Raw genomic sequence first — 23,849 nt, 5'->3', positions numbered from 1 at the left:
GCAGACTGCGAACCAGCTTCAAACAAGGGCAGCCGTTTTCCCAGAGCCGGAGGCTGAGATATGAGTATTACCAAAAGACAACGTGAAATCGTGGAATTCCTGTTGGAACATCCCCATGAAGTCACCGCGGGTGAAATTGCCGTTGAAGTAAAAGTGAGTACACGTACCGTGCATCGTGAGCTGCTGATGATTGAACAGTGGCTTGAACCACTCGGTATGCGCCTCGAAAAAAAGTCGGGAACCGGAATACGCATTGATTCCGGTTCAGATGACCTCAGTGCATTACGCCAGAAACTGGAGGGTAATGAATATGTAGAGTTTACGCCGGAAGAGCGTAAGCTCTTCATGCTTTGCATCCTGCTGGATGAAGCTGAGCCGGTCAAACTGCTTGCTCTCGCTTCCGATCTGAAAGTGACCGTTTCGACGGTCACCACCGATCTGGATGATCTGGAGTCACGCATTCGGCAGGCGGGTCTGAAGCTTGTTCGAAGGCGAGGCTACGGTGTCAAAATTACCGGAAGTGAAGCGATTCATCGCAGAGCCATTGCAGCGCTTGCTTTGGAAGTACTGGATGAGTCGGATCTCTTTGGTAGACAGCCTGAGCAAGGAGGCTCCATCGTTAATCAAAAGTTGCTCAGTATGATTGGTCACAGCGATGTACTTACCATTGAAAATGCATTGTGGCAACCGGATATCGAATGGCTTGAAAAGATACCTGAGCGGCAATACATGAAATTGCTCATTCAGTTATCGGCTGCTGTGGTTCGGATACGTAAAGGTTTTAACATAGAACGTTCTTCCTCAGGGATAAGAACGATTGCAGGCACTGGAACCGTGGCAGAGCAACATGAAGAGAGAGTGCCAGTTTTCATGGCTTCGCGCCTTTGCAGTGTTCTATCCTCACAGCTTGGAGTCGGCTTCTCGGATGAAGAGCAAGCTTATTTTCACCAATTGCTTACGGAGACAGAGCAACAGATCCATTCTTCACGACTGCTCCCGATCGATGATCTGATTCTGATGGACAGGGTGCATTCGCTTACGGACCAGATGCAACAAAGAACAGGTTATGCGTTTCATGAAGACCGCTTGCTACGTGAAGGTTTAATTGCACATATGGTACCGGTAATGGAGCGACTTGAAGGGCATCAGATGATACGTAATCCACTGCTGCAACAAATTCGCAAGGATTATGACACTCTTTTTGAACAGGTGAAAAGGTCTGTGTTACATGCATGGCCGGGAGCAGAAGTGCCGGATGAGGAGATCGGTTTTCTAGTCATGCACTTTGGTGCATCCATTGAACGGTTGCGAGCGTTGAAGCAGGAAATTCGGGCCATCGTTGTATGCAACAGTGGCATTGGCTCCTCGCGCATGTTATCCAGCCGGTTGTCGAAGGAATTTCCGGAGATCCAGATTATAGACAGTGTCTCTTGGTACGAAGCCGCACGAATGCCAACCGATGAGTATGATCTGGTGTTGTCTACGGTCGATTTACCGATGGAGGAAGATCAGTATTACAAGGTCAGTCCGCTATTGACAGCCGAAGAAAGCGAGAGCTTGCGACATTTTATCAAAACTACAACGTTACAGCGGCAACATCGCAAATCCCGCGACATGGGCAAGGAGACACCCACTCGTAGGATCTCCGATGCGGACGGAATGGAAGCAACGCTGCTTGAAATTGTACGCATTATCGGTAAGTTTCAGGTACATGCAATGGATAATGCGCATCTTGATTTTGCTCAAAGTGTGCTTGGGATGTGTAAGGTTGCACATCGCTCAGGCATATTGAAAGACCCGGGCGAGGTCGCCAAGTTGCTTGAGGTTCGCGAGTCGATGGGAAGTCAGAAGATTCCCGGGACGCAGCTGGCCCTTTTCCATACACGGAGTGAGAGTATCTACAAGCCGTCCATCAGTCTTTTTCAACTAGAGGAACCTCTGCTTCGAACAGTGGAGGACCCGGAAGGTGTCAGTCATGTATTACTGATGCTGGGGCCAAAGGAGTTGTCCAAAGAAAGTTTGGAGGTGCTCAGCGAGATTAGTGCACTGCTTCTGCAAGAAGAGATGATTACACTGCTGGGCAAAGGAAACAGGGATGAAATCATCCATTACCTTTCCCGTGAACTGGTTGGGTTCTATCGCAGTAAAAATGAAATTGGAGGTATTTAACATGAGTATGTTAACAAAAGACAAAGTCATCATGAACGCGACGGCTCAAGATAAATATGAAGCGATTCGTATGGCAGGACAGATTTTGAAGGATGCAGGTCATATCACTGCAGATTACATTGACAAAATGATTGAGCGTGAAGAGATTGTATCCACTTATGTCGGCAATGGACTGGCTATTCCGCATGGTACAAAAGAATCCAAAACGTTCATTCTCTCGACCGGTATCTCGGTAATTCAGTTTCCGCAGGGGGTTGATTTTGGAGAAGAAAAAGCTTATATGGTCATTGGCATCGCTGCACAAGGCGGCGAACATATGGAGATTCTGACGAGCATTGCAGTAATCTGTGCCGAAGAAGAGAATATGGAAGCACTGCGTTATGCGAAAACTGCTGAGGAAGTAATCACCATTCTAGAAAGTGAAATGGAGCTATGAAGGCCCTCCACTTTGGCGCAGGTAACATCGGACGCGGATTTATTGGTTTGATTCTGTCCCGTGCCGGATATGAAGTGACGTTCTCGGATGTAAATCAGGAACTAGTGAATGCTCTTCGGAGGCGCGGGGAGTACACCGTAGAGCTTGCCAATGAAAGCAAAGATCAGGAGACCATAACCGGAGTAACAGCCATTGATGGACGGGAGTTGCAGACAGTTGCTAAGGCCGTGGCAGAAGCTGACCTGGTTACAACCGCAGTTGGTGTAGGCATACTAAAGCATATTGCACCAGGAATTGCAGAAGGTCTGGAGCAAAGAAGACGTGCAGGTTCTGTACAAAAGCCGTTGCATATTATCGCTTGTGAAAATGCCATCGGTGGAAGCGCTCAGCTGAAAGAGCATGTGTATGCTTTGCTGGATGAGCAGGCTCGCGGGTTTGCTGATGAATATGTTTACTTTCCCAATTCGGCCGTAGACCGGATTGTACCCATCCAGAATCATGAAGACATGTTGCATGTTCAGGTGGAGCCTTTTTACGAGTGGGTAGTGGATCGCTCGCAAATGGCACCTGCATTCAAACCAATGGATGGTGTCGTTTATGTGCACGATCTGGAACCGTACATTGAGCGTAAGCTGTTTACTGTGAATACGGGACATTGCGTTGCGGCATATATCGGCTATGTGCACGGATATGATACCATTCAGAAGGCTATTGCCGATGAAAAGATGAAATCCGTGGTATATGGAGCACTGCAGGAAACGGGTCAGGTGCTGGTGAAACGCTTTGGTTTCAACCCGGAAGAACATGAGCAGTATATTGTAAAAATTTTGGGGCGGTTTGTTAATCCTTATCTGACCGACGAGGTAACCCGTGTGGGGCGCTCGCCACTACGCAAGCTTTCCCCGAATGATCGTCTCGTTCGCCCGGCACTTCTGGCGTATGAAGAAGACATGCCAGTGACACATCTCGCCATGGGCATGGGTGCGGCCTGCAAGTTTGATGTGTCTGATGATCCCGAAGCGGTGGAGCTACAAAGCATGATTCGCGAAAAAGGCGTTGAAGCCGCATTATCGCACTATACTGGTATGGATGAGAATCATCCGGTACTGGTGGAGGCAGTGAAGCAGTACAAACAGATGTAATCGGTTTGTATAACAGTAATCGAAGTCTGGCATAGTGTATTGAAAGCTCAGCGTGGATCCACTAAGGCTGGAACGTTAGCAAGTTTATCTATCTGTTTATACAGAAATATAGATGAAATAGAGATACCAAACGTAATAACGAACTTAAGTCTCCAATATAAAGAAACCATCCCTTCAAATTCATGATACAGTTCCATTTGAGAGGGAATGGTTTCTTTTATTTTTCGATCCTAGTTAACAATCGGCTCTTCATATCGCTTTTAGCGAATAAGAGCTGGTTATAGCAAAATAGTTACTCATGCTCACGTACATAGTTCTCCAAACATTGCTGACAAATGCATGACTTGCCGCGTTTCTCGGCTGGAATGCGTTCAAACACACCTTCGGGGAAGGAAACATGGCCGCACCAACATTCCGAATGTGGTTTACCTTCAGCATAGGCACAACCATTGCTTTCCCCACAAAGTGGACATATCAGAGCATTGAGCGATTGTTTGGGAGTGCTGTCCTGTTGATCAGACATGGCCTATCTCCCTCCTTTTCATTGTTTTACAATCCGGGCAATGACCTTTTGTTGATTTCAGTATAACAAATACATTGGTTTTGCTCCCAACTTTTATAATCGTGACTTACTCCATCTACACCGCAAGTACCCGTATGAGAGTAACGTATGCACAGGTTGATTTTTTAAATGCGTGGACGTACCTTCAATCTTCCGGTGGCAGCTCAATTTGTAATCCCTCGACATGCTTGCGCCCCATGAGTTTGCGTTTTTTGCGGTTTTCTTTGCTTTCCAGCACAATGTCGAGATCATAATCGGCTGGATACAACTCATCAGCAGAGATGTGCAGACGCAGACGTTTCTTATGAATTTTTAGTTTGCGGCCCCGAATCATGACCCCGATCTGTCCACGGTTATCCTCTTCTTCACTTACTATACCTGCCTGATCCAGATAGGCAACGTAGACGCGGTCTCCTTTACGAAAGGCACGTATTGGTGCTGGTGCCGGATCGGAGACGGGAGACGCACCGTTTGGAGATATAGTCTTATTTGGGACGGTCGTATGTGCATTTTGCTCTATAGAATCAGTGTGTTCCATAGAGACAGACAAGGTAGTGTGATGTTCACTATCTGTTTGTGATTGCGATTCTTTTGCAACATCTTGCATCATGTTCTTCGTGAGAGCTTCATCCACAACAGATTTGGAACGAGCAATGATATGCTGGGGCATGCCCAGCTTCAGCGCGATCGAATATGCATAGCTTTCACCGGCTTCTCCGATCCGAAGTCGATACAGAGGTTGGAGAGATACGGTATCAAACTCCATGCGTGCATTTTCAAACCCAGGCGTCGCAGAGGCAAAATGCTTAATTTCTCCGAAATGTGTTGTAGCTACCACGGTTGCTCCGCGGTGATGCAATTCCTCCAGCATAGCAATGGAAAGCCCTACGCCCTCTCCAGGATCTGTACCTGATGCCATCTCGTCAATCAGTACAAGCGTGGAAGGATTCGCCTGCTCCAAAATGGTAATCATATTCCGAATATGCGCTGAGAATGTGCTTAGTGCCTGCTCAAGACTCTGTCCATCGCCAATATCCACTGCGATCTGTTCATACACGGCCATTTCACCTCTCTCATCCACAGGAACAAGCAGCCCAGATTGCACCATGAGAGTGAGCAACCCCAATGTTTTGAGAGCAACGGTTTTACCGCCTGTGTTCGGGCCTGTAATGATAAGGGACGAGTAAGTGTATCCGATGGAAAAATCAAGCGGGACCATGGACGGCCCCATCAAGGGGTGTCTCGCTCGTTGCAGTTTAACTTTACCGTTGCTATTAACGCTTACGGATCGACCATCTATAGCCGCCGCATATTTTGCTTTGGCAAACAGGAAGTCAAGCACGCCAACGGTTTCTGTATTCAGTGCAATTTCCCGGCTGTACGATTCGGTCAGAGAAGTCAAGTCTCCAAGGATTTTCATCTCTTCCCTGGACTCCTCGGCTTGCAGTGAAGAGAGTTCTATCTGCAGTCCTGACAGCTCGGCTGGTTCGATATATACGGTTTGGCCGCTACCCGATTCGTCGAGTACACTGCCTTTAACCTGTTTACGGAACTCTTTTTTAATGGGCAGTACGGTTTTTCCATTTCGCTGGCTCACGACCTGCTCCTGCATGATCGAACGGTGCTTACTAACCAGTGAATCCAGCTTGCGCTTCATGCGTTCCTCATGCACGGTCATTCTTTTTCGAATCCGTACGAGTTCCTTGCTCGCTTGATCCTGAATTCGACCGTTGTGGATACAACGTTCAATTTCACTTCGTAAGGATTCCATAAGCATCATAGATGATGCATAACGACTTACGATGGGAGCGATGCCGGATTTACTCTCCATATACTTCATCAGCTGTGTGCAGCTGTGTAGAAATTGCGCGAGATGACTGAAGTCGCGTTCACTGAACAGATATCCCGTGCCAAGCAGGTTAATAATCGTTTCCATCCCCTCCAGCGAAGGGATGGGCACGCTCGCCCCAAAACGGACAAGAGCTGTGGCCTCCGCAGCTTCGTCCAGACGCATCTGAATCAGATGCACATCGGTCATCGGTTTGAGTTCACGGGTATAACGTTTGCCCAGATAGGAAAGGGCGCAGTCAGCAATATTTTTTTGAATATGATGGAAGCCAAGAATGGTTAGGGTTTGTTCGTTTGAACTCTTGATATTTGCCGTCTTGCTAGCCTCATTATTGTTGTTCATGTTTAAATCTCTCCTTCATGTAAAATGTTTTTGTTGTGCTTATAGTGAAAAATATTCCTCATGGAAAACACAAAAAGGGCGGAGAATGAACAAACGTCATTCTCCGCCCTGAACGTATGGGAAAGCAGAGTCCATAAAGAGGGTCTATACAAAAAAATCCGCGCTGAACACAGCGCGGAAATAGACCCGGACATAGGCAATCCCGGAGGCGATGTTTGATTTCCGCTGTTCTTAACTAAGTACAGGGATCTGACGCATCATGAAACACACGTATGCCTTGACGGCAAAAGTGTCATGAAAAGCCAAACTCCTGAATATGAAACTTGATTAGTTAAGAACGCTCACCGACATCAAAATCTCTCCTTCGACCTGAGGAATATACATGTAATATAAACTGGAAATCACTTCAAGTCAACAATTCTGAATAAAGATGTGGACTTGATTATGATTGGGTTTTAAAATAACAATAGTAATTTAATCCAATGTAAGCGATTTTTTATAAAAGGGAGATGCTCTTCTTGCCTAAATATCTACTGCGTCTGCTCTGCTTTACGATGATTCTTGGGGCATTGCCAGTCATTGTGATTGGTTCCGTCTCGTATACGATTGCCTCGCGTGATATCGAACAGAAAGTGCGCGAGAGTAATCTTCAGATACTACATCAGACTCAGATGCGAGTGGAACAAGTATTACGAAGTTTACAACTGTCCTCAATCCAGTATGTCAATTCACCTTTGGTGCTTCGTGCAATGAAGCAACCGCTGAATAGTAGCGAATTTCAAGAAATTCGTGATTTGACATCCGGTTTTAACAATCTTCAGGCAGTCACAAGTATTGATCAGGCTTACCTTGTAAATCTGGAACAGGACTGGGTCGTATCGATGCGTTCATTTGGTAAAATCAATGATTTCAGCATTCGAGACCGAATCGGAACTTATCTTACATACACCAACAGTTTGTTCTGGGTGACTCAGAATAAAAGTTCATCCAAAGAGAGTGTGCCTGTATCTGCTGGCATGGGTGAGGCTTTAACGGAACAGGCTCCTACCTTGATCTCTTCTGATAATGTAGTCAGCATGGTTTTTAAAATTCCGATGGTGCCCACAAATGTGAAACCGAAAGGGTTCCTTGTCATTGATATTGCGGATGCAGAGCTGAGCAGCTTTTTGAGCCGGAATCCGAATTCGGGTGATTTGTATGTTCTGGATAAAGACCAGAAATACTTTCTGAATGACACGAATTATGGAAATAAATACGATCTGCTCAACCAAGACATTCAGGAGAAGGTTCAGACAACGGGGGAAGCACAAGGTTTTTACAGCGCAGAAGTGGAGGGCAAACCCGTAGCCGTCAGCTACAGGCAGTCTCCGCTAAACGGCTGGTTATACGTATCGGTTGTTTCGCTTGGACAGATTACAGCCCAGTCGCAAAAAATCGCAGTGGTGACCGGTGTGGCGACGTTAATCATGTTATTGGTGACAGGGCTTGTGGCCATCTACGGTAGCCGGCGTATGTACTCACCTATCTCTAGACTGTTGCAGTTTACAAAAGGGTTAGATTCTCCGCTCCCTCCAGCTGGACGCCGTCAGGATGAGTTTATTTATATTGAGGAACGCTTGTCTACCCTGTTCAGTTCGGAGAGAACGATGCGTGAGCAGATGAAGGGGCAACATGTGCATCTTCAGGAGTTTTTCATGACCAAGCTGCTGACAGGTAAAATATCGGAAGAAGATTTCAGATATCAGGGCGAATTGTATGATTTCCCGACCGGATGGTCACATCTGGGCGTACTGATGCTTCAGATTGATACGCTTGAAGGCACGAGATATGAGGAGCAGGATCGGGATCTATTGCTATTTGCGGTCAATAATATGGTAGGTGAGTTGATTCCTTCCGAGATTCGGTTCACACCGGTCATGCTAGATGATGCGCAGGTTACCGTGCTTGCTTCTGAACTGAGTGATGAGATGCAGCTGAAGGAATGGATGCACACACAGGCCGATTGGATTCGTGAACGGGTTGTAACCTATCTGAATCTGCCAGTAAGCATAGGTATTAGCCGGGCTTATTCCAGCATTGGAGATACGCCTAGAGCCTATCAAGAGAGCAAAGAAGCGTTGCAAGGCAGAGTCAGCTTGGGTAGCCGTATTATTTTACATTATGAGGACATCCAACCAAGAGGTCAGATGGAAGCTGCGCTGTATACGCAGTTACGAATGATCGAAGATCAGTTGGCTTCAGCGATTAAACAGGGAGACGAAGAAAAAACAGATATCTATTTTACACAATATTTAGGATTACTGGCGGATAAAAAGCTGCATTTCAGCGAGTATCCAGTCATCATGGTGCAGTTATTGTCACGGGTATATCAACTTGTGCAAGAGCAGGGCGGAGATGTGGCAGAAGTGCTTGGTGAGAAAGCTTCCATGGCATACTTGCTGAAATTATCTACACTGGACGAGATGACGGGTTGGTTCCGTAAGCGTTTATTTCTGCCTGTGATTCGTTACTGGAAGGAACAAGAGGAGTCACAATATATGAATATCGCCCGCCGGATGATTCGACTGATCGAGGAACGGTATGATCGGGATTTATCGCTGGAGGCTTGTGCCGAAGAGTTGAACTTTCATCCTGTCTATCTAAGCCGGGTCTTCAAGAAGGAAGCGGGTGTTAATTTTACCGAATATCTAGCAGAGTACCGCATGGAAAAAGCCAAAACGTGGCTACAGACGACAGATTTGAAAATATCGGAAATCGCCGAAAAATTAAATTACACGAACCCGACAGCTTTTATCCGTACATTTCGCAAAATAACAGGAACAACTCCCGGCAAGTACCGGGAGCAGCAACGCTAGAGAACATGGCCTGCTCTGCCCCCATGGCAGGCAGGCTTTTGTCGTTCAATTTAACTTTCTTTTTGAGCCCATTCGCAGCTTATAAGCCATAGTTAAACCAGGAACATGCAGGTTGAAAGCAGTTCATTTCAAGTAGCGCCAGCCATTCTTAAGTGGTTAAAACCCTTGATACACAAGGAAAAACAAGAGGCTAAAACGAGATGATAGCCAGTGATTCGATTATCCGCCACAATGGAGACATGAATTCAGGAAGTGATCTTTTGTAATCGTTTCCAACGTGGGGAGGAAGACACTATGAAAGCCGAAACGGCTGCTCGAACAAGGCCCGCTACCCGCAGTGACAAAAACCTGCTCTGGAGGGACGTCATCAAAAACCGGTGGCTGTACATTATGCTGATTCCGGGAGTGCTTTACTTTGTTATCTTTAAATACATACCGATGTATGGGATTACGATGGCTTTTCAGGATTACACGCCGTACAAAGGCATCCTGGGGAGTGATTGGGTAGGATTCAAACACTTCCAGCGTTTTTTTGGAGAACCGCAGTTCTGGACCTTATTTAGAAACACGTTTTTGCTTGCGATTTATAATCTGGTTTTCTTTTTTCCATTACCTATTGTGCTTGCGCTCATGATGAATGAGGTTCGGCGGGAGCGGTTTAAACGCTTCGTGCAGACATTGGTTTACGTTCCACACTTTGTTTCCTGGGTTGTTGTGGTTGGTGTGTTCTACATGCTGTTCACGACTGAAGGCGGTGCAATCAATGAACTGCTCTACAACCTGACGGGACAAAAAATTGCCTTTCTGCTTGAACCAGGATGGTTCCGTACGATGATTGTAGGACAATCCATTTGGAAAGAAGTAGGCTGGGGCACAATCATCTTCCTGGCGGCACTCTCTGGCGTAGATACGCAGCTTTATGAGGCTGCTCGGATTGACGGTGCTAACCGCTGGCGTCAGACCTGGCACATTACGTTGCCAGCGATTCGGAGTACCATCATCATTTTGCTCATTTTGCGTCTGGGTCACTTCCTGGATACAGGCTTTGAACAAATCTTCCTGATGCTGACACCTACTAACCGTGACGTGGGCGAGGTATTTGATACCTACGTATACACGAAGGGGCTTACCCAGGCACAGTACAGTTATAGTGCTGCTGTCGGATTGTTTAAGTCGGTTGTCGGACTGGCGCTAGTGCTTGGTGCCAACACGTTAGCCAAAAAATTCGGGGAGGAAGGCGTCTATTAATGCAATATTGACAGACGCTCTTCATCAGACAGGAGTGAACATTAGATGCAACAGGACAAAACATGGAGCAACCGGATCTTTGATTTTGTGAATCATGGCTTGCTGCTTTTGATTGGTATTGTGACCGTAATCCCGTTCATTTATATTTTGGCTGTGTCGTTTACCAGCCCGCATGAAGTGGCCAAAGGAGGATTTATTCTTTTTCCGAAAGAGTTCTCCTTGGCAGCTTACCGTTACATTTTTTCTACGGATACATTGATTCGAAGTCTTGGTGTATCGATCTATATCACCGTTGTGGGTACGCTAATCAACTTGCTGTTTACATCGCTTATGGCTTACCCGCTATCCAGAAAGTATTTACGCGGACGCCAGCCGATTCTGCTGGGTGTACTGTTCACGATGCTGTTCAGTGGCGGTATGATTCCAACGTATTTCGTCGTTAAATCCTTGCATCTTACCGATACACTCTGGTCTCTAATGTTGCCAACGGCTATCAGTGCCTTCAACCTGATCGTACTCAAAAACTTCTTCCAAGCCATCCCGGATGAGCTGGAAGATGCGGCCAAAATCGATGGCTGTAACGATGTCAGCGTTTTGTTCCGCATTGTGCTTCCACTCTCGATGCCAGCCATGGCTACCTTTTCGCTCTTTTACGCCGTGGCACACTGGAATAGCTTCTTCAGTGCCGTCATCTATATCAACGACAGTGAGAAGTGGCCTGTACAAGTCTGGCTACGTGAAATTGTCATTTTGGCACAGAGTCGAATTGGAGATACGAGCATTGAAGAAACTGAAATTCAACCGCTTACGATTCGCATGGCTGTAATCGTATTCTCTACCATTCCGATTATGCTGGTCTACCCATTCCTGCAAAAGCATTTTGCCAAGGGAGTGATGCTCGGTTCGGTAAAAGGCTGATTAGTGTAGCGTGTGGTGTGAAGCGTATTACTGAAATTGTGAATACCAGTCTGTGACTGTATATCAAAAGGGAGGTTTTCATGAATGAAGGCAACAAAAAAGAAAGCCGTAGCTGTTCTGAGTATACTGGCTCTGGTGACCGGTTTGCTGGCAGGATGCGGATCAGATGAAGGTCAGGCTGCCGAAGGCGGCGTACAGAATGTATCTATCGCTATTGCACAGGTGGGTGACGTGCCGAGCAAGGGCAACGATGTACAGAAAAAAATTGAGGAATATACCAAAACCAAACTGGACATCCAGTGGATACCGGCATCTGCGTACAATGACAAAATTAATGTCATGATCGCCTCCAGCGACATGCCGAAAATCGTAAAGGTGCAATATAACCCGACGGTAACGAATGCGATGCGAAATGACGTATTTTGGGAAGTTGGACCTTTACTCAATGATTACAAAAACCTTTCAGCCCAAAACGGACGTTTCTTTGACAACATCAAGGTTGAAGGGAAAATTTATGGAGTGCCGGTATTCTCTGATATTGCACGTGCAACTGTTATTTACCGCAAGGATTGGTTCGACAAGTTGAATCTGAAAGTACCAACAACACCGGATGAGTGGTATGAAACGATCAAGACGTTGTCTACTTCCGACCCGGATGGCGATGGACAGGCGAATACGTTTGGATTGATGTTGTTTAAAAAGTATAACGAAGATCAGTATTCTTTTACGACTCGTCTTGGTGTAAGCTTTGGCGCACCGAACAAATGGAAGGTTGAGAGTGATGGGAGCTTTACACCAGAATTCATGACACCGGAATATATGCAAGTGATGGATTTGCTGAAACGTTTGTATGAAGAGAAATTGTTGAACCAGGATTTCGCTGTATTTGATTCAACGGAAGCGGAGAAAAAGTATGATTCCGGCGTTGTCGGCATGCGTGTAGGTGTGGCACAGAATGGTAAAAGTCAGCAAGAACGTCTGTCGAAAAATAATCCAGACGGTGTTGTAGATATTGCCGGTCTGTTAGGGCCAAATGGTGACCGTGTAGCTGGACAGACAGGTAACTCGGGTATTCTGGCTTTCCCGAAAGCAACGGTAAAATCGGAAGAGGAACTGAAAAACTTGCTCTCCTTTCTGGATAAATTGATGGATCCAGAGATGGCAACGCTGCTAATGCGTGGTCTGGAAGGCAAACATTACACCAAAGTCGGAGACAACGAAGTGGAAATGAGTGATTTCGATGCTTTCCAGCGTGAAGTGAAGCCATATCGGGATAATTTCCCTTATGTTGATGGTTACAATGTACCTAAACTGAAGGACACCGAGCTTGGAGAAAAAGGAACAGCTTTGGTGAAGGAACTGGCAGAACATGCAGTACCAAACCCTGCATTGACGTTGTATTCTCCAACATATGGTGACCGCGGAGCAGATCTGGATCAGATGATTGCCGATGCGCAAACCAAATACATTATGGGCAAGATCGATCAAAGCGGCTGGGAAAAGGAAATTGAGAATTGGGCTAATGCAGGCGGTACCAAAATCCGCGAGGAATATGCCGAGGATTACAAAAAACAGGCTCAATAAGGAGCGAAACCGGAGGTTTGATCATGAAGGAAACGTTACAACATACACCGATGCGCATGGCCGACCAGTTTATGGAGAGTTATCGCAGCCATGAGCTGTATGCGACTTGGCATTATGAGAACGGTTGTCTGCTCAAAGCACTGGAAGAACTCTACGCTCGTACAGGTGAACAGAGATATTTTGACTATATTCAGGAACTTATGGATCATTTCATTCAGGAAGACGGATCGATTCGGTCCTATACGATTGAGGAATATAATCTGGATCAGATCAACCAGGGAAAATCACTATTTTTCCTGCTGGAGAAAACAGGTCAGGAAAAGTATCGCAAAGCTTCTGAGTTGCTGATGACGCAACTGAAAGGGCAACCGCGCACAAGTGGGGGCGGTTTCTGGCACAAGAAAATCTATCCGTTCCAAATGTGGCTGGATGGATTGTATATGGCGACACCTTATCTGACTCAATATGGAGCCGTGACTGGTGAAGAGAAGTGGTTTGACAAGGCTGCTTTGCAATTGCTTTTGGTGGAAGCACAAACTCGTGATCCACGCAGTGGTCTGCTCTACCACGCTTGGGACGAGAGCAAAGAGCAACGCTGGAGCTCCGGAGATACGGGATGTTCGCCACATGTCTGGAGCCGGGCAGTAGGCTGGTACGTGATGGCGGTTGTAGATACGCTGGATTATCTGCCAGTTGATCATGAGCAACGTGGACAGATTATCGGTATTTTTGAGCGACTCGCAAATGCGCTTATCCATGTACAGGATCAGGAGACAGGATTGTGGCCGCATCTGCTCGATCAGCCAGGACGCGAGCGGAATTATCTGGAGGCTTCGGGCACTTCGATGTTTGTATATGCCCTTGCCAAGGGTGTGCGCAAAGGATACTTGAGCGGGAAGTTCAAAGCGATTGCGGAAAAAGGATATCAAGGCCTGTTGCAACATCTGTTGCAAACAGACCAGGAGGGTGTGCTTTCCCTGACACAGTGCAACGGGGGAGCGGGTCTTGGAGGAACTCCGTATCGTGACGGGTCCTATGAGTACTATGTGACTGAATCGATTCGTATTAATGATCCGAAATCCGTTGCTCCATTTATTTTGGCAGGGGTAGAGATGGAACTGGCATAATGCCGGTTCTTTTCTCCAAAGCATTATGATAGCGCATACATTACGAGTTTGAAGACATCTATATAAGTTGAACTATTCGTTTACACTCTAACGGAGAGGACAGAAAAAACCTGGAAAAGCGAAGCGTTCGCCTAAAAGCTTTCTGCAAGAAAGCTACATCGGAAGCATATGCTTATTACCGGATTTTCCCAAGGGAAAAGGGAATCAAAAAAATCTGGGGATACCGCTACTCTCCAGGCTATTCTGTCATCGGAGTGTTCTATGTAAAATCTTTAGTCCAACTTATATATGATTGAGGAATGAGGGCAAGTCCGCTGAACAATAGGTTTATCCAAAAGGAGAGATGGTTCATGAGTCCAAAAAGTCCAAAACGTTCAAAGAGTCCAATGTTTCGCGTAGGAAGCTTCGTTATTGTTGGCGCGATGTCTGCCGGTTTGCTGGCTGGATGTGGGGGAGAAAAAGCTCCAGCCGCCGGGGAAGGCAAAATGCCCCTTTCCATTTCATTGATGCAGGTGGGTGATGTGCCCGCTAAGGAAAATGCAATCGAGAAGAAGATTGAGGAATACACGAATACCGATGTAAACGTGCAGTGGATTCCGCAATCGGCGTTCGACGACAAAGTCAATGTCATGGTGGCATCAGGGGAGATGCCAACGATTATGCGTGTCAATTATGTACCCACAACTTTTAATGCGGCAAAGACAGGATTGTTCTGGGAACTCGGGCCTTACCTGAAAGATTACAAAAACTTGTCTGCCCAGTCGGAGGCTCATTTTAATAACATCAAGATCGAAGGTAAAATCTACGGCATCCCGAATTTCCGGGATATCGGACGAACGGCAATCGTATATCGGAAAGACTGGTTTGATAAGCTGAAACTGGATATCCCGAAAAATCTGGATGATTGGTATGAGGTTATGCGTTCTGTCCGCAAGGATGATCCAGATGGTAATGGCAAGGAAGATACGTATGGTGCGTTGTTGTTTAAAAAGTATAACGAGGGTGTATCTTCACCGCTGACCCGGATTGCTGTAAGTATTGGTGGAGTCAACAAATGGGGTGTAGACGACGCTGGTAAATTAACACCAGAATTTCTGACTCCTGAATATGTGGATACGATGAAGCTGTTCAAGCGATTGTTTAATGAAGGGTTGATCAATAGTGATTTCCCTGCACTGGACCCTTCCGATGCGGACAAAAAAATGGATTCAGGTCTCGTTGCTATGAAACTGAACGGTGTTGCTCAGAACGGGAAATCATCCCAGCAACGGCTCACACCTAATGCACCGGATGGTGTCATTGATGTAGCGCCGTTTCAAGGGCCAGATGGCATTCGCATTGCCGGTGAGCCTGGAAACTACGGTATGCTTGTCATTCCGAAAGCATCTGTAACGGATGAAGCGCAACTCAAAAAGGTACTCACCTTCCTGGATCAGCTGATGGACGAGGAACTCAGCACGCTGCAATTGCGTGGTTTACTCGATGTGCACTACAGCAAGACCGCTGACGGTAAAACGGAATTGAAAGACTTCGACGCATATCAGCGTGAGGTTAAACCATATCGTGATAATCTGCTAAGTGTGGAAGGATACAATGTGCCTGAACTGGTCGATGTTCCTATTGGTATGAAAGGCACGAAGATGGCTCGAGAAAATGAACAGTATGCAATTGCTAATCCTGCACTTACGCTGTCCTCGGTGATCTATACAGAGCGCGGTCAGGAACTGGATCAGATGATCTGGGATGCGCAGACCAAATACATTATGGGCAAGATCGATGATGCTGGCTGGGAACAGGAAGTTGCCAACTGGAGAAAAGCAGGCGGTGACCAGCTGATCACAGAACTGGAAGCTTCGTATAAAGAACTGAACGGGAAATAAATGAGACTGCCATAAAAAAAGGTTGATTTCATGCAAGGAATAAGTTTATTCTATAAAAGAGGATAAATTCCATAATTTAATAAGTGAGACCACACCTTAAAGCATAAGGCTATGAATCTGCGGATTCATGGCCTTTTTTTGTTTTTTAGGATAAATATTAGGTCTCAAGGAGGGGGAGATAGTCACCTTAGAATCATGGGGAGGTATGAAAATGATACCAAAATACTAGTTATACATGGTAGAATATTGATTATAATTCCATATTTAGGATTTTGACTTATGTTTGATAAGCAAGTCATCCGTTTGAGCAAATGAAGCATCCCCATACTAAGGTACATAGGAGCGTGAACAGATTGAAGATGAAGCGAGTGGTTCAAGTTAAGAAGAAAAGAAGATTTGTTTATATTATAGGACTGTTAATAGCAGTCATGATGGCAGGTACATGTCTTTCTTTTGGAATGGGGTCTGGGAAGTGGACGACAGTGGTTAGTGCTGGAGTGAGCGACAGCGTAGGGAGTCGGTTCAGCGATATCAAAGGACACTGGGCTCAGGCAACGATTGCAAAAGCATATGAGAAAAAATTGATTTCCGGCTATCAGGATGGCACTTTCCGCCCGAATGGTAAGATCACCCGCGGGGAATATGCAGCAATACTAGCTCGCGCGACCAGAATCGAGAATGCTCAGGGGCAGGAGCAGTCTTCTTTCTCTGATCTTCAAGGACATTGGTCTGAAACGGCTGTCCGCCAGTTGGTGGGACAAGGCTTTATTGACGCTGGTGATTATGCAGGCGGCTTTAAGCCCAATACGGAACTGACACGATATGAAATGATGAAGTGGATTGCAAACGGACTGATCAAGTCAGACAGCAGTTTTCAGAATGCTTTTAATGATACGAAAAACACCTTACTGCCTACACCCGAAGTAAACCGCGGAACGATTCGTAACGAACAGATTCCGTACCTCGCCCTAGTGCGCGGAACAGGCATTGTCGGTGGATTTCAAGACGGCACGTTAAAACCGGCAGATACGACAACTCGTGCAGAGGTTTCTGCTATTCTGCTTCGCTACATGGACGTGGAGGGAACAGATGCTTCCAAGTACAGCGACCTGAACGAGATGCGGGAAGTGGGCACGACAGGTACGAATTTAACGACGATTAGTAATTATAAGTATAGCTCTGGCTCTGTCATGATTTCAGATCTATCAGAAGCTGATATTAGCCTTAGTAACAAGTCTGGAGTATTACAAATTCATCGTTTTATCGTTGTGGATGCGACTCAAAGTAAACCAGAAGGAATTTATGCTAAGCTTTTTATGCCTGAAAAATATGCAAGTGGTTCGTATAGGACTTTTGTAGATATTTCCTTCAAATCTAATTTAGAAAGTTCTAATTTGATCACATTCAATAGGGGGTTACCTGATTCACTAATACAGTTTAATCGTCTCAATTTGGATGTGGCTAAGAAACAAGGTATTAATACAATACCTATGGACTCGGGACAATTATTAAAGAAGGGTATTCAAAAAAGATTTTGGGTTACTTCAACTCTGAGAAACACATCGTGGTCTTATTCTCTGAAAACAGATCAATTAGGTGAATTTAGAATTCAAAGATAGTTCAGTAGGATGGTGAGTAGGTTGTAATGAGAAAAGTAATATATTCTTGTGTAGCTATATTATTTGGAGTGTTGATCTTACAACTCACAGCGTTAATATTGACGTCAAACATAGTAAATGCTGTTACAAGTGAGTATGGCCCTAAAAGAATGAAGAGCCCTCAGTATGTTACCATACTAGCGAACCCTAGAGTGGGAAATCCAGGAGTGTATTGGTACCAAGAGAATAATGGGAAATTTAGAGCTGATCATTCAGGAGGACCGACCTATGCAAATAATGCAGGGAGTTGCTCAAATCCATTTCCTGCAGCTACAGAGGTTCCCGATAGTGTAGATTTTAGTAATTGGCCACCAACAGACTGGCCTGATTACAATTCTACAAGAATTGATACTAATAAAGTTAAAAACATACGTATTCATGATGTTAAATATCAAGGAAGAGCAGATCAAAATTCGTATACTGGTATAGGAGATATTAGACCTCCGTTCTTATCAACTGTTGTTGGGATCAGGACAATAACTGGAGGATATCATGTACCAACGGAGCATAAGCCATTTGATAATGGTGGTAGAACAACTGCTGGCTGTCCAAAGTACAACGTAGCCTACTTCACCCCTATGGACATCATTTGGGAAGGTGATCTAGAGGAAGAAAAAGAAATTGACGTTACACCTGATACTACCCTAACCATTGGCCAGACCAAACAGATGGTAGCCAAAGTAAAGACCAAAGGCTATGGTTCCACAACGTGGAGTGAGGGAGTCGATGTATCTGGCAGGGAGACGGAGATTAAATGGTTTTCTTCGGACGAAGCGGTGGCAAGCATTGAACTAAAGACAGGTATGTTAAAAGCAGAAAGCCCTGGAACGGTTACGGTACGTGCAATTTGGAACAATGGTACATATCTCATTTCGGATACAACCACCGTTACCGTGACGTCCGAACCGGGACTGGTTGTGAACCTGCCTAATGCCTGTAAATCTACGACAACACCATTGCAGGCGGAAGCAGTCCTTACCAAATCAGATCGAAGTATCCATAAATTAACGGTGCATCCCAAATTGATGTGGAGCAGTTCGAATGCTTCTGTGGCGACAATCGGTGCTGATGGCAAAATTACAACAAAGGGTATTGTGGGTACTACGATCATCAAAGCTCATTTCCTGGATACCGCCCAGCGTATAGACGAACAGGCTGAACAAGAGCTTGAGGTCAAGGAATGCTCTAATGGCGGAGGTGGAGGAGACACGGGCGGTGAAGATCCAGGAAACGATCCTGCGAATGCCTGTCCGGTGAGCATCAGTCCACCAAGTCGAGGCGCAGTACTTGAAGCTAAAGTGATGGATCCTTCGGTTCAAGGGGTGCTCAGAGCAGACATTCGGGGTGCCGAGAAATTTGATGTTACACGAGGAATCCCAACGTCGGAAGATTTATATGCAAATGTTCTCGCCAAAGGATATTTGTTTCAGCACCGATGGGTGAACATGACGGGCACAGTGACCTATGATGTTAAAGTCAAGAAGACGTACCACAAAACGTGGACAATACCAGGCCGACCTTCCCGCGGTGAGGGGGATCCAGGCACACAACCAGAGCCCAAAGAACGTGATGTGCCAGGTGATCGATCGATGCGAGTAACAAGGGGATATAGTTATTGGCAGATTGATAACTTAGAGGTCTACAAATTAAATGAAGCCAAGGTGTCTAACTATGCGCTTGGTGGTTACGGAGGTGTAGTTACGCTGACACCAAATTCCTACATACCTCCAACTCTACAATCTATGACGGATACTGCTGTGCAGAGCCATGTTAAACCTTCGCCATGTCGTGAGATTGATCTGGGTACCCAGACTGTCCCTGGAGGTTCCACTGAGCCGCCTACGCCGATGGAAACTTCACTTTTTCAAGCAGAAGCAGAAGCGGTGGTTCAGGAGAATGCGGTTAACAATGACAAAGTGGTCTTTAATGGTACGATTATTATGAATAATAGCCCAGCCCAGAAGGAAGCCCCCAGACCTGGAATGATTCCGCAGCCACATATGATCGGGGATGATGTGTTATATCAGAACAGATTAACCATTCAGAACACACTGATGAACAGAGCAGTTCAGCCGAGCACGGGTGAAATATTCTACGGACTACTGCCTGAAAACGTAAACGGTGGACAAAATCAGCGGTTTTCAATTCCCGGTATCAATCCGGTCACGGTACATACACCAGTGGTCAACTATGCTTGGGTTTCGGATGACCAGCCGCATAACCAGAAAACAAAGCCAGATCCTGTGCGGGCGGCGTTAATTCTGGAGCGTCCATTCTTGGTTCGTATCCCCACGTCAGGACAACATCTAGATGGGGTACGTTATCCGGGTTACGGAAATCGCGATTACGGGAAGTATTTTCGCAGTAAACAGGTGCGTTTCCCGTTCGATGTTTACACCGATGGCAAAAGTAGCTTTATCCCAGCCAAAACCTGGGTTGATATTCCCGTCAATCAACGGGATACTACCTTTGTGCTTCCTGTCTGGATCGATGAAGGCGCCTATCAGATTGAGTTCCGCAACATCGCAGAAAATGCAACCATGCAGTTTACAGAACAACCTGATGCTAATACGGATCTGGCACATCATGTCGCAACGGATACGGTAGCTGTGGAGGTCATTGGGCGATTGTATGATTTTCGAATCACAGATATTGCGGACTATCATTGGGAGAAAGTGTTTCGTCAAAGACCAGGAAGTCCCGAGCCTACGGGTGTTAACTACTGGACAGGAACAAATGAAATTGATGGAGATCCGAGGGGCAACCTGGCTCCGTATGTTTTGCCAATCCGCCCAGGTAGCCACCCTGTGCAGGGATACCGCAATGTCGCTGTGAAGACAGGTTATCACTTTAAGTTTGATGTGAAGACCAAGGGGAATATGTTTGGCAAACAGGATGGTATCCGAATCACACCAACTTTCTTTTATATCCCCAAAGACGGAACCAAGAGGCAGGAAGTGGATTTGTACTACCATCGAGGGCAGCAGCAACTTATCCGTATTGGATCTGCACAGGATGTTGAGAAGCGTTATGTAGTGCTGAACGCAAGGCTACGAAACGTGCCTGGAATGGAACTCAGCGATACAGCACGCTATCAGTACACCCATGAATGGACACCAGAAGATCGGCGGTTGTATACGCTGGAACAGGCGATGGTTCGGTTTGTGACCCAGACGTCACATCGTCAAACTTGGACAGGCAGGTACGATTGGATGATTCTCCCGTCACAGATTCGTACACTCATAGGTCCAAAAACAGACCTTCCTTCCGGGGTGGATTTAGATCGGGCGAATGCCGCCATACAGCGCTGGTACGGAGAATATAGCCTGCCAGCCGATGTATATGCTGTTCCCAAAGGCACGAATCTGGAGCGTCTGGCCCGAGAAACTTTGCTAGATGACAAGGCTCCTGTATTCCTGCAAAATGGATACATTGTATTGAACTTTAATCTGGAAACGTTACAAAATGGAAATACACTCGCGCCTCATCTGCAATATATGCACGCCCCATTAATGAATCAATGGAAACTGGAAGGTTTTAATGGAAGTCCAGTGGATGAACAGGGGATAAGATGGCAGACGAGAGATGGAGATGTGGTGTGGTATCATGCAGATCAATCTAGCCGTGATGATTTTCAAGCGCAGGTATCTCATTAGCGAAACGACGGGTTTGAAATAAAAGTAGAAGCTTTATATACGAAGTAGCTGTGATGTGAGTCTGCGTCACGGCTACTTCTTTTTTGTATAAACAGATTATGCTTGATCCGTTGAACGGGTATAAAGGGTAAGGAGCACTTTCCTGATACTCACTCGACACTACGCTCTACATTCCGTTTTATATGAATAACATACGACGCTCACCGAGAGGGGAATTGATATGATTGACGAAGTTCAGCAACAGCAACAGCAACAGCAAATCGCCCGGAAAACAGATATAGCTTCGATCACGAGTACATATAAAGGGGGGGATCTGGGAGTTACCCTTCAACCGGCTGTTTGTTCTTTCAAAGTTTGGTCTCCCGTTGCGATTCAAATGGAACTGCTTCTGTACCCACCCCTCACAGGTGGAAGTCCCAATGACATCCCGAACGCGTTGAAGCAGAGCAACATCCCAATGCATTCCGGTGAACAGGATGTGTGGGTTTTAGAAGTGGAAGGGGATTTACGGGGTTATCGCTATATGTTCAAGCCAACTTTTGCCGATGGAACTTTAACGATCGCGGTTGATCCTTACGCGCGAGCCGTAACCATGAACGGTGAAATGGGTGTTATTGTGGACATGCAAGAGACTCACCCTGAGGGTTGGCAACAGGATGAACGTCCCGAACTGAGTCATCCCACGGATGCTGTCCTGTATGAGCTACATGTCCGGGATTTCTCCATTCATGCTTCTTCCGGGATTGCGAACAAAGGAAAGTATCTGGCTTTCACCGAGACTGGGCTTCAAGATGCAACAGGTAATACGCTTGGAATCGATCATTTGGTTGAACTAGGCATTACACATGTACACCTGTTGCCTGTATTTGATTTTGCTACGGTAGACGAGGCGAAGGTAGATGATGATCCTAAGGATGCCTCTAACTATAATTGGGGTTACGATCCGCTGCATTACAATGTTCCGGAAGGATCTTATGCATCACGCGCAGATGAACCCGTAACGCGAATTCGTGAATTCAAGTCCATGGTGCTTGCACTTCATCGTAAAGGGATAGGTGTCATTATGGATGTCGTGTACAACCACACGTTTGATACAGCGGAGAGTTCATTTGAGAAGCTCGTTCCCGGATATTATTATCGTCAGCATGCCGACGGAACGTACAGTAACGGTTCAGGCACAGGCAATGAAGTGGCAACAGAACGAGCTATGGTTCGTAAATTTATTATCGATTCGGTGCGTTTCTGGGCAGAGGAATATCATGTGGACGGTTTTCGTTTTGATCTGATGGGGCTGATGGATGTTACGACGATGAAACAGCTCGCATCCGAGCTTCATACTGAGGTATCTCCCTCCATCTTGTTATACGGCGAACCTTGGGGAGCAATGGAATCACCTTTGGGTGATGAGATGACCTTGAAAGGAACACAGCGCGGATCAGGCTTTGCCGTGTTTAATGATAATTTCCGTGGTGTCATTAAAGGAGACAGTGATGGGGACGGCAAAGGTTTTGCGACGGGTGAAGACGGGAAAGAAGCGGAGTTATGGACAGGCGTGCAAGGGTCTATTCATGATTTTACGGAAGGTCCATCTGAGACTATTAATTATGTAACTGTACATGACAATCTTAATCTGTGGGATAAGGTGGCCCGTACGCAAGGGTTACAAGATAAGCTAGGCTTTCTGACGTATGATGAGGATGGGAGTATCCGGGGGTTCGACAATGTGGAAGAGGCTGTGCGACAGGCTGATCCTTATCTTCAGATCGATCCAGCGCATGTGCTCGGAAACGAAACCGTGAGACGCTGCCTTCTTGCAAACGGTATTGTACTTACCTCACAAGGTGTTCCGCTGATTGCGGCAGGAGATGAGATATTACGAAGTAAATACGGGGACGCTAACAGTCATGAGAGTGGAGACGTAGTCAACGCCATACATTGGGATCAGAAGCAACGATTTAAGCCCGTATTCGACTATTACCGTGGCCTGATTCGCCTGCGGCGGGAGCATCCTTCTTTTCGCCTGCGTACACGCGAAGCGATTGAGAAGCATGTTCGACTTTTGCAAAAAGATAAAGGACTTTTAGCATTCGAGTTGCAGGGTGCAGATGTGAATGATGCATGGCAACGGATTATCGTGATCTACAATGCGACCAAAGAATCTCATCGGATCTCTATCCCTTCAGGCACATGGAGAGTGGTTGTTGAAGAAGGACAGGCTGGTGTAAATACGCTTCGTACCATCCACGATCAGAACACTCAGCATAGCAAAAAGAGCACCAAGAGCAGCTCAGACAATCAAGAGACTAACAACAATCAAGTACAGGTCAGCATGTTATCCATGACCGTATTATTTTCGCAGTCCTCTTGAAGAAAGTCAGGCTTGTACAAGGATGACAAAATGTCTGTTTTTATCTAACAACAGG

14 protein-coding genes are annotated in these 23,849 nt (G+C 46.1%); 12 read left to right on the top strand and 2 right to left on the bottom strand.

Going from position 1 to position 23,849, the window contains the following annotated elements; genetic code table 11:
- The first annotated feature begins 60 nt into the window (after positions 1 to 60).
- From MHI38_RS09410 to MHI38_RS09400, 3 genes are read left to right on the top strand one after another with little or no spacing between them, the layout of a single operon-like run.
- Positions 61 to 2,169, top strand: coding sequence for a BglG family transcription antiterminator (locus tag MHI38_RS09410; RefSeq protein WP_154887575.1), 2,109 nt, complete (start codon positions 61 to 63; stop codon positions 2,167 to 2,169).
- A 1-nt stretch (position 2,170) separates the two neighbouring features.
- Positions 2,171 to 2,605 carry a PTS sugar transporter subunit IIA gene (locus MHI38_RS09405; RefSeq protein ID WP_090915471.1) on the top strand — a complete coding sequence of 145 codons (435 nt, stop codon included), beginning with the start codon at positions 2,171 to 2,173 and terminating at the stop codon, positions 2,603 to 2,605.
- Positions 2,602 to 3,747, top strand: a complete 1,146-nt coding sequence (locus tag MHI38_RS09400; protein WP_308723462.1) for a mannitol-1-phosphate 5-dehydrogenase — start codon at positions 2,602 to 2,604, stop codon at positions 3,745 to 3,747. Before MHI38_RS09405 ends, MHI38_RS09400 begins: the two co-directional genes overlap by 4 nt.
- A 292-nt stretch (positions 3,748 to 4,039) precedes the next feature.
- On the opposite strand, the gene MHI38_RS09395 is transcribed toward MHI38_RS09400, so the two are convergent.
- A complete protein-coding gene (locus MHI38_RS09395; protein WP_154957982.1) occupies positions 4,040 to 4,270 on the bottom strand; it encodes a cysteine-rich CWC family protein in 231 nt (76 codons plus the stop codon).
- Between the two features lie 184 nt (positions 4,271 to 4,454).
- Entirely contained in the window at positions 4,455 to 6,500 is a 2,046-nt protein-coding gene (locus MHI38_RS09390) for an endonuclease MutS2 (RefSeq protein ID WP_341181211.1), read from the bottom strand.
- A 518-nt stretch (positions 6,501 to 7,018) separates the two neighbouring features.
- Between MHI38_RS09390 and MHI38_RS09385 the strand changes: the two genes are divergently transcribed.
- The 9 genes from MHI38_RS09385 to pulA all read left to right on the top strand — a co-directional run bounded on the left by MHI38_RS09385 (position 7,019) and on the right by pulA (position 23,794).
- Entirely contained in the window at positions 7,019 to 9,355 is a 2,337-nt protein-coding gene (locus tag MHI38_RS09385) for a helix-turn-helix domain-containing protein (protein WP_167375616.1), read from the top strand.
- A gap of 294 nt (positions 9,356 to 9,649) precedes the next feature.
- On the top strand, positions 9,650 to 10,603 hold the full coding sequence (locus MHI38_RS09380) for an ABC transporter permease (protein ID WP_090915459.1): 954 nt from the start codon (positions 9,650 to 9,652) through the stop codon (positions 10,601 to 10,603).
- 45 nt (positions 10,604 to 10,648) lie between these two features.
- Positions 10,649 to 11,521, top strand: a complete 873-nt coding sequence (locus MHI38_RS09375; protein WP_090915457.1) for a carbohydrate ABC transporter permease — start codon at positions 10,649 to 10,651, stop codon at positions 11,519 to 11,521.
- A gap of 84 nt (positions 11,522 to 11,605) precedes the next feature.
- Positions 11,606 to 13,105 (top strand): extracellular solute-binding protein, encoded by a 1,500-nt coding sequence (locus tag MHI38_RS09370; RefSeq protein ID WP_308723465.1) that lies wholly within the window; start codon positions 11,606 to 11,608, stop codon positions 13,103 to 13,105.
- Positions 13,106 to 13,128: 23 nt separating this feature from the next.
- Positions 13,129 to 14,232, top strand: a complete 1,104-nt coding sequence (locus MHI38_RS09365; protein WP_154887583.1) for a glycoside hydrolase family 88/105 protein — start codon at positions 13,129 to 13,131, stop codon at positions 14,230 to 14,232.
- A gap of 350 nt (positions 14,233 to 14,582) precedes the next feature.
- On the top strand, positions 14,583 to 16,112 hold the full coding sequence (locus MHI38_RS09360; protein ID WP_260510700.1) for an extracellular solute-binding protein: 1,530 nt from the start codon (positions 14,583 to 14,585) through the stop codon (positions 16,110 to 16,112).
- Between the two features lie 359 nt (positions 16,113 to 16,471).
- Positions 16,472 to 17,731 carry an S-layer homology domain-containing protein gene (locus tag MHI38_RS09355; protein WP_341181918.1) on the top strand — a complete coding sequence of 420 codons (1,260 nt, stop codon included), beginning with the start codon at positions 16,472 to 16,474 and terminating at the stop codon, positions 17,729 to 17,731.
- Positions 17,732 to 17,757: 26 nt separating this feature from the next.
- Positions 17,758 to 21,426, top strand: coding sequence for a DUF5704 domain-containing protein (locus tag MHI38_RS09350; protein WP_445667207.1), 3,669 nt, complete (start codon positions 17,758 to 17,760; stop codon positions 21,424 to 21,426).
- Between the two features lie 220 nt (positions 21,427 to 21,646).
- Positions 21,647 to 23,794: a type I pullulanase gene (gene pulA, locus MHI38_RS09345; RefSeq protein WP_341181209.1), complete on the top strand. Its 2,148-nt coding sequence runs from the start codon at positions 21,647 to 21,649 to the stop codon at positions 23,792 to 23,794.
- The last annotated feature ends 55 nt before the right edge of the window (positions 23,795 to 23,849 follow it).

This window comes from Paenibacillus sp. FSL K6-1558 (assembly GCF_038002565.1).
Lineage (GTDB): Bacteria > Bacillota > Bacilli > Paenibacillales > Paenibacillaceae > Paenibacillus > Paenibacillus polysaccharolyticus.
The sequence above is the reverse complement of the archived record's forward strand: the minus strand, read 5'-3'. Positions and strand labels throughout refer to the sequence as shown.

What these genes read in the sequence shown, in the direction of transcription:
- MHI38_RS09350 (WP_445667207.1), top strand. Translation starts at nt 17,758, where the DNA reads ATGAGAAAAGTAATATATTCTTGTGTAGCTATATTATTTGGAGTGTTG.
- MHI38_RS09360 (WP_260510700.1), top strand. Translation starts at nt 14,583, where the DNA reads ATGAGTCCAAAAAGTCCAAAACGTTCAAAGAGTCCAATGTTTCGCGTA.
- MHI38_RS09390 (WP_341181211.1), bottom strand. Translation starts at nt 6,500, where the DNA reads ATGAACAACAATAATGAGGCTAGCAAGACGGCAAATATCAAGAGTTCA.
- MHI38_RS09395 (WP_154957982.1), bottom strand. Translation starts at nt 4,270, where the DNA reads ATGTCTGATCAACAGGACAGCACTCCCAAACAATCGCTCAATGCTCTG.
- MHI38_RS09375 (WP_090915457.1), top strand. Translation starts at nt 10,649, where the DNA reads ATGCAACAGGACAAAACATGGAGCAACCGGATCTTTGATTTTGTGAAT.
- MHI38_RS09370 (WP_308723465.1), top strand. Translation starts at nt 11,606, where the DNA reads ATGAAGGCAACAAAAAAGAAAGCCGTAGCTGTTCTGAGTATACTGGCT.
- pulA (WP_341181209.1), top strand. Translation starts at nt 21,647, where the DNA reads ATGATTGACGAAGTTCAGCAACAGCAACAGCAACAGCAAATCGCCCGG.
- MHI38_RS09365 (WP_154887583.1), top strand. Translation starts at nt 13,129, where the DNA reads ATGAAGGAAACGTTACAACATACACCGATGCGCATGGCCGACCAGTTT.
- MHI38_RS09400 (WP_308723462.1), top strand. Translation starts at nt 2,602, where the DNA reads ATGAAGGCCCTCCACTTTGGCGCAGGTAACATCGGACGCGGATTTATT.
- MHI38_RS09405 (WP_090915471.1), top strand. Translation starts at nt 2,171, where the DNA reads ATGAGTATGTTAACAAAAGACAAAGTCATCATGAACGCGACGGCTCAA.
- MHI38_RS09380 (WP_090915459.1), top strand. Translation starts at nt 9,650, where the DNA reads ATGAAAGCCGAAACGGCTGCTCGAACAAGGCCCGCTACCCGCAGTGAC.
- MHI38_RS09355 (WP_341181918.1), top strand. Translation starts at nt 16,472, where the DNA reads ATGAAGCGAGTGGTTCAAGTTAAGAAGAAAAGAAGATTTGTTTATATT.
- MHI38_RS09410 (WP_154887575.1), top strand. Translation starts at nt 61, where the DNA reads ATGAGTATTACCAAAAGACAACGTGAAATCGTGGAATTCCTGTTGGAA.